3 protein-coding genes are annotated in these 8,300 nt (G+C 47.7%); all 3 read left to right on the top strand.

Annotation, left to right across the window (positions count from 1 at the left end; all coding sequences use genetic code 11):
• Positions 1-2,387: SH3 domain-containing protein (locus tag ACRBG0_RS24510; protein WP_431489475.1), on the top strand; the 2,387-nt coding region annotated here is incomplete at its 5' end.
• A 4-nt stretch (positions 2,388-2,391) separates the two neighbouring features.
• On the top strand, positions 2,392-6,843 hold the full coding sequence (locus ACRBG0_RS24505) for an eIF2A-related protein (RefSeq protein WP_431489474.1): 4,452 nt from the start codon (positions 2,392-2,394) through the stop codon (positions 6,841-6,843).
• 10 nt (positions 6,844-6,853) lie between these two features.
• The coding region (locus tag ACRBG0_RS24500; protein WP_431489473.1) for a caspase family protein at positions 6,854-8,300 on the top strand (1,447 nt) is incomplete at its 3' end.

The following is an 8,300-nucleotide window of genomic DNA, read 5'->3' as shown; positions in this document are numbered from 1 at the left end:
TTTACGAACCAGAAGACTTGGTTGAGCAAATCAGCGAAGAAGTAAGCCAGGCCCCTGGTGCTTTGCCCTTACTTTCTTTCACCTTGAGTGAATTGTACCATGCTTACCTTAAAAGTGGTCGGGAAGATCGCGCCCTCGCACAAGAAGATTATGTAAAACTGGGTGGTGTGATCGGTGCCTTGCGCACCCGTGCTGATGCTGAGTATGAGTCCCTGAATCCAGCAGAGCAAACCAGTATGCGTAAGCTTATGCTGCGAATGGTTTCTGCGGAAGGTGGCGAACTGGCAGGCAAGCGCATTTTTGTGGAGGAGCTTCAATTTAGCAACACCGCCGAAACGACTCGCCTTCGTATCATTGCCGACCAACTCGTCAATGCTCGCCTACTCCTCAAGGGGACGGATCGCCAAGGGCGCACCTACATTGAACCCGCTCACGACGCACTCGTGCGCGCCTGGGCTCGACTATGGGAATGGATCAAAACCGTAGGGGAAAGCAAGATCACTCTGCACTACAAACTGGGGCAAGCCACCAATGAATACCAGGGATTGAAGGCGACTGCACCCAAAAAAGCACGCAATCTATTGTGGAACAATAATCCTAGCCTGGATTTACTCAAAGTAGAATTACTGGACAAGGACCATGCCTTCAACAAGCAGGAAGAAACCTTCGTGCGCAACAGTTTGAAACGGCGATCCGCAAGAAAACGTACGGCTTGGGGAATCACTATTGGTGTAATCACGGGACTCTCTATTTTGTCGCTTTTTGCTTATAACAATAGCGTAAAGGCAGAATCAAGCGCGCAACTTGCCCAAGAGAACGAGCAGCGTGCTAATGAACAACGCGACAGAGCAGAGCAAGAAACACTCAATGCCAACTTGCGAAGCCTACTGGCCGAAGCTCGCTCCAAAGAAGATTCAGATCCGCTACGAGCACTACGACTGGCAGAACAAGGTTATCAGGTGGCCAACAAAAATGGCCTTGAAACACAAGAGTTCACCAAAGAACTCATAAAACTGGTATACAGCCCCCGGCGCTTTGAACTAGACCCGACCAGTCGATTTACGCCCATAAAAATCAAACCATCGGATCGTGTAAAGAACCACACCTTACGTATTAACGGTCAAGTCGTCGAGGAATATGGGCCAAACCAAGCCTTGGTAAATCGCTATACTAATCCTGGTATGTTTACAGGAATAGAAAAAGCACAATTTGACCCTGCCGGAAACTTCGTAATCGTTGAATACGGTCCTGAAGGTGGGGAAGTATCAGGTAATTGTTTTGCGCTTTTTCAACATGGCGGTGCTGAAATCGAAGACATCTATGCGCGGTTATATATTCATTACTACAAGAAGAATCCTTTTTTTGCTAACCAAACCGGAGATAAAATTGCCATTTTTGATGATGACCAGGCTGTTCAACTGCTTGGTATTTATCGCCACAATGCAGCACCCGAAAAGCTTGAACGCATCAGTGTTTATGGAGCCGAAACTGCTGGTGTTTCTTTGAGCCCATCGGGGGATTTCCTAGCGGCAGCATCCACCAATGGAAACGTCAAGGTCTTCAATTTAACGGGCCGTAGAGAAGAGGTTATAATACCAATTTGGGAGTTTACCGCTCATCAAAACAAGCCTATTCCTACTTTAGAATTTTACAATGATGAAAAAGTACTAAAAACCACTACAGAAGATGGGGCAAGTAAGTATTGGTCATTAGAAAAAACCTTCCCCTACCCTGGCGGAGAAGGATACAAATTTGGCGTTCACGAAAACTGCCAGGATGTTTTTACCGGAGCTAGTATCCGTTTTAAAGCCGTCAGTGACATCTACAATGTCAAAATCGAAAATGAGCAGTATACCTTAAACAACAAAGCATTGTATTCCAAGAACGGGGAAACATTGGTCCTGTTGAACCTACCCCATCACGACAATGATCCTTTTTTTGGCGCCTTCTCAGAGGATAACCGCTATATCCAGATCAAACATGACGTTTACACCCTTGATCCCGAGTTAATTCTCAGCTACATCAATGATTACAACGCGCTGGGTCCACTGGCAAAAATTGACTTGGAGAATGATACCCCGGCCACTGCGCCAGCGCTAAATCATCGCAACAATGTAGCAGCCAATAACGAGCCACAGCAAAATGTAACACCACCACCTACACCTGCATCTCCCGCCCTTACTACTTACGGCGTACTCACTGGCGATAACGTACGGGTTCGTGAAGCCCCCGTAAGTGGTACCCCCATCTTCAAACTAAGCACAGGAGATCGGGTAGCTATTTTCGAAGAAAAAACTCCAGCAGGAGAAAAACATGCTTGGTACCTTATTCAAAATCAAAAAGGAAGAGGTTGGATCAGGAGTGATTTTGTAAAAAAAGAGCAGTAGCATTATGTCTAGTGAAAACAACAATATCCAACTCCCTTTTACCACTAGCCATGCTTTTATCATTGGCATCAATGATTATGAGCATCTGACGCCACTAAGCACTGCGGTGAACGACGCACGGGTTCTGGCAAAGCGGCTGGCCGAAGACCACGGCTACCAGGTACATCCGCCATTGCTGAATGCCAACCGGGCCGCGATCATGCAATTGCTGGAAGTGGATTTGCCCCGCCTGGTGAGCGAAGAGGATCGCATCCTCTTCTATTTTGCCGGCCACGGAATTGCGCTCGACAGCGATGATGATCCCAAAGGGTATTTGGTTCCCGTAGACGCTAAGCCCGGTGACCCCGAAACCCTGCTCGCGATGGACACTTTTCATGATGCAATTACCAAGTTGCCTTGTAAGCACGGATTATTGGTTCTAGATTGCTGCTTTGCGGGTGCTTTCAAGTGGTCGACGGGGTTCAGGGATGTGATGTTTGACCTGCCAGGCATTATCTACCAGGAACGTTTTTATCAATACACCCAAGACCCTGCGTGGCAGGTGATCACTTCTTCCGCGTCTGATCAGAAGGCGGTAGACATACTTTCCGACCGCACGCTCGGTATGCGAAGTACTGCGGATGCCAAACACTCCCCTTTTGCGACCGCCCTACTGGCTGGCTTGGCCGGAGAGGCCGACACCGTGCCTAAAGAAAAAGGCGATGGCGTAATTACCGCTACCGAACTTTATACCTACCTGCGCGACCGAGTGGAAGACGAAACAACGGAAGAGGGTAAGCGGCAAAGTCCGGCGATGTTTTCGCTACAGCGCCACGATAAGGGGCAGTACATCTTTTTGCATCCCCGCCACGTGCTCAATCTGCCGCCCATTCCGGATCGCAACCCTTTTATGGGCCTCAAATCATATAACGAAACAGACAGTAACCTCTTCTATGGTCGTGATCGCGTGATCGTTGCTTTGGCTGATTTAGCCGCGGAACAACCCCTCATCGTTGTAAGTGGTGCCTCCGGAACAGGTAAGTCTTCTGTGATTAAGGCTGGCCTTTTACCTTCCTTACGGAAAGACGGCTGGCATATCTTGCCCGTCATTCGCCCCGGAAAAAGCCCCATGGAAAGCTTGCAATCAGGTTTACCTGACCTCAACGCGGTGCTCAAAAAAGAAGGGAAAAGCATCTTGATTGTTGACCAATACGAAGAACTCATCACTCAGTGTCTTGATCCCCAAGAACGCCTGGATTTTGAGGCACAACTAGCCGACTGGCTACAGACCTACCCCCAACTGCGCATTGTGCTCAGTATCCGTTCCGATTTTGAGCCGCAATTTGAAGAAGGAGCACTCGCCAATTGGTGGCAGAAAGGCCGCTACGTCGTACCCGTCTTTAGCCAAGACGAACTACGCGAAGTCATTATCAAACCTACTGTTCAAGAGGTCTTATTTTTTGAATCAGACATCTTGGTCGACAAGCTGCTGGAAGCCGTCAATCAAGCACCGGGGGCTTTACCCCTGCTGTCCTTCACCCTCAGCGAACTCTACCACGCCTACCTCAAAAGTGGGCGCACCAACCGTGCTTTCACCTTAGAAGATTACGAAAAACTAGGCGGCGTGATTGGTGCCCTGCGCACCCGTGCCAATGCCATTTACAACGAACTCGACCAAGCCCATCAGGATAGTATGCGCAAACTCATGCTGCGGATGGTGTCCCTGGAAGGCGGCGAACTTGCCAGTCGAAGAGTAGCCAGCAGTGATCTCGTTTTCAGCAACCCCGCCGAAAGTGAACGCCTCCAAAACGTAGCCCAACAACTCGTAACAGCTCGCCTGATTTCTACCGGAGTTGACCCCCAAGGGCAAACGTTTTTTGAACCTGCTCACGATGCCCTCGTACGCGCCTGGGCCCGACTATGGGAATGGATCAAAGCCCAGGGCGAAGGCCGCTTGGGTTTGATGTACAAACTGAGCCTAGCGGTCACTGATTACGAAATCAACCAAAAGAACGAATACCTCTGGAACGATGATCCGCGACTAGATCTACTTCTCGCTGATTTGCAAATCAAGGGGCACGTATTCAATGCCAAAGAAGAAGCCTTTTTGCAGGAAAGTAATGCTTTACGGCAAAAAAACAAGCGCCGTCGTGCAGGAATCATTGCAGCAGTGATGATTGGCCTTTTAGGCTTAGCGGCTTTCGCATTTTACGAACAAGGAATAGCAAAAGATGCGCAACTGCAAGCAAGCCAAGAAGCGAAGAATGCCTTGCTGGCTCAAAAAAATGCAGAAAGGTCGGATAGTATTGCGCAAAGAGAAGCAAAAGCGGCAAAAAACGCTTTGCTAAAAGCCGAAGAATCGGATGCATTTGCTCGCCTTCAAGCCGATACAGCCCGTATCGAAAGAGACAATGCGCTTTGGCAAACAGGATTAGCAAGGCAAGCACAAAATCGAGCTGAACAAAGAACAAAGGAGGCTCAAAGTGCAGCTTTGGCAGCAAAAGCTAGAGAGCTCAGAAGCAACAACCCTACGATTGCATTTAATATAGCATCTGCCGCCTACAAAAAATGGCCAACCGAAGAAAGCAAGAGCGTTCTCTTAGATTTCTTTTCCGACAGCAAAGTGGGGTTCACAAAACGCACCTACGCTGGTCACGAAAGTGCGGTTGTCAGCATTGCTTTCTCACCAGACAAACAGATGATATTGACTGGAAGCTGGGATGGCACCGCCAAACTATGGTCTATTGACGGCAACCTGCTAAGGACTTTTACCGGCCATAAGGAAACAGTCTACTGCGTTGCCTTTTCGCCAGATGGCAAGAAAGTTCTAACAGGAGGAGATAAAGGTATTGCAAAGCTATGGGCCATCAATGGCAAAGAATTGAGAAGCTACGAGCTTGGAGCTTCTAAAAGTGTTACCAGTGTTGCTTTTTCGCCTAATGGCAATAACATACTGACTGGAACCTGGGGTGGCATAGTTAAACGCTGGTCCTTGAGTGGTGAAGAACTACAAAGCTTCAACGGCCAAGAAGAAGGAGTGGAGCTTCATGAACAAAGAATAAACAGTCTTGCTTTTTCGCCTAATGGCGAAGCAATACTTGCTGGAAGTTGGGATGGCACTGCAAAGCTTTGGTCCTTGACAGGCGAAAAACTACAGACCTTCTCTGGACATAGTGCAAGAGTCAACAGTGTTGCTTTTTCCCCTAATGGCGAAAAAATACTGACAGGAAGCAGTGATAATACTGCAAAGTTGTGGTCACTTGACGGCAACGAACTAAAAAGCTACAATGGCCATAAAACGGCTATCGGGGGGGTTGCTTTCTCCCCCAATGGACAGTCAATACTAATAGGCGATGAAGATGGTGTTGCAAAAACATGGTCACTAGAAGGTGAGGAACTACGAATTTTCATGGGCCATGGAAGGATAATTACTAGCGTTGCTTTTTCCCCTGACGGAGAGGAAATTTTGACAGGCAGCAGGGATGGCACTGCAAAATTGTGGTCCTTGATGAAACCATTACTAAAAACCTTTGCTAGTCACGATAGCGGTTTAACAAGTGTTGCATTATCACCGGATAACCAAACAGTACTTACGGGAGGCTACGATGGAAAAGTGAAACTTTGGTCAATAACAGGTAAAGAACTGGAAAGTTTTATTGCTGATGAAGAAGGGATACTTAGTGTTGCTTTCTCACCCAACGGGCAGTCTATTCTAACAGGAGGAGGTAATGAAACCGTAAAGCTTTGGTCATTAAATGGCACGATGTTACAATCCTTTAATCACGAAGGGGGAATGATTAGTAGCGTTGCTTTCTCGCCCAGTGGGCAACAGGTATTGACGGGTAGTATAATGGGAACAATTAAGCTATGGTCGCTAAAAGGAAAGGAGCTAAAAACAATTACCAACCCAGGTGACTACGGTAGCCTCAGTAGTGTTATATTTTCGCCCAATGGCTCGCAAATATTAGCGGGAAGCTGGGACCGTACCGCAAAAATATGGTCCTTAAACGGGGAAGAACTACAAGTTTTCACTGGCCACGAAGAAAGGGTGACTAGCATTGCCTTTTCACCAGATGGACAACTCGTATTGACTGGTTGTAATGACCTGATGGGCAGTACCAAGCTATGGTCCTTAAACGGGAAAGAGCTATTTAACTACGAGGGAGATGAGTGCTGTATAACGAGTGTTAATTTTTCACCAGACGGCCAAATGGTTTTGATAAGCAACAAAGAAGGCACCGTAAAGCTGTGGTCGCTTAATGGCAAAGAAATAAATACTATTCATGCTGCTCAAGAAGGAATAGTCGATGCTACTTTTTCATCCGACGGTAGAACAATTCTAACAGGAGGAGACGACGGTACGGCTAAACTCTGGCGAAATATTTACGGAGAGTGGGCAACAGGCACTATTTGGAAAGATATCCTCAAACTCACGCCAATGGAGCAAGCCGAATACGGGATTGATTGGAAATACTAAATCTAAAACCATGCAAAACACCGACCACTACATACAGCTCCCCTTCACTACCAGTCATGCCTTTATTATAGGCATCAATGACTACGAGCACCTCACTCCGCTAAGTACAGCCGTGAATGATGCTCAGGTGATTGCTGAGCAGCTCGCCGACCAGCACAGTTTCAAAGTACACACACCTCTGCTGAATGCTACCCACAAATCGTTGCGTAAATTACTGACCGAGGATATCCCTAAATTGGTAAACGAAGACGACCGCGTCCTTTTTTACTTCGCAGGACACGGTATCGCACTTGATGGCGAAGACGGCCCCAACGGCTACCTGGTCGCTGCCGATACTCGACCTGGGCAAGAGGAAACACTCATCCCGATGCAAGTACTGCACGATGCCCTCACGGAGCTGCCTTGTCGCCACGGACTATTGATTTTGGATTGCTGCTTTTCCGGCGCATTCAAATGGTCTTCCGGTTTTCGGGATGTGATTTTTGACCTACCGAAGATCATCTATGAAGAACGCTTTTGGCGGTATTGTAAAGATCCTGCCTGGCAAGTGATTACCTCCTCGGCGCACGACCAGAAGGCCGTGGATATTATTACCAATCAAAGCTTGGGCCTACGAGAAGAAGGAAGCGGAAAACATTCACCTTTTGCCAGCTCTCTACTAAAAGCATTGAATGGAGAGGGAGATGTGATTCCCGCTGGTTCCGGCGATGGTGTTATTACCGCTACCGAGCTTTATTCTTATCTGCGGGATTCAGTAGAAACACAAACCACAGAAAATGCGAAACGGCAAAGCCCCTCCATATTCAACCTACAACGGCACGACAAGGGAGAGTTTATCTTTCTGCATCCTAACCATCGATTCAATCTACCACCTACGCCAGATCGCAATCCGTTTATGGGCTTGTCGTCTTATAATGAAGACGATGCCAACCTATTTTACGGGCGTGATCGTGCGGTAGAAACCTTATTAGACAAGGTCAAAGAACATGCTTTAATTGTAGTGAGTGGTGCTTCAGGCACAGGAAAATCGTCGGTTATCAAAGCAGGTGTTTTACCACAGTTGCGCCAACAGAGTTACACCATCCTGCCCATCATCAGGCCGGGTAAAGAACCCATGCAAACGCTAGTCAACGAACTCTCTGATGCAGCACAGCAACTAGCGAATGGCCCTACGGTCCTGGTCATCGACCAATATGAAGAACTCATTACTCAATGCTTAAAACCAGAAGATCGGCAGTCATTTGAGCAACAGCTTGCCAGCTGGCTAAAGCAATATCCTGAGCTACGAATTATGCTCAGCATCCGCTCCGATTTTGAACCCCAATTTGAAAGCGAAGCACTCGTTTCTTGGTGGCAAAAAGGGCGCTATACTGTTCCGGCATTCAGCTTGGAGGAAATACGGGAAATAATTACCAAACCCGCGGCACAGGCCGTTCTTTTTTACGAACCAGAAGACT

Origin of the sequence: Lewinella sp. (assembly GCF_050633125.1) — a bacterium.
Taxonomy (GTDB): Bacteria; Bacteroidota; Bacteroidia; order Chitinophagales; family Saprospiraceae; genus Lewinella.
The sequence above is the reverse complement of the archived record's forward strand: the minus strand, read 5'-3'. Positions and strand labels throughout refer to the sequence as shown.

Bases quoted from the DNA above. Each gene is read 5' to 3' on its own strand.
- ACRBG0_RS24505 (WP_431489474.1), top strand. From the start codon at position 2,392: ATGTCTAGTGAAAACAACAATATCCAACTCCCTTTTACCACTAGCCAT.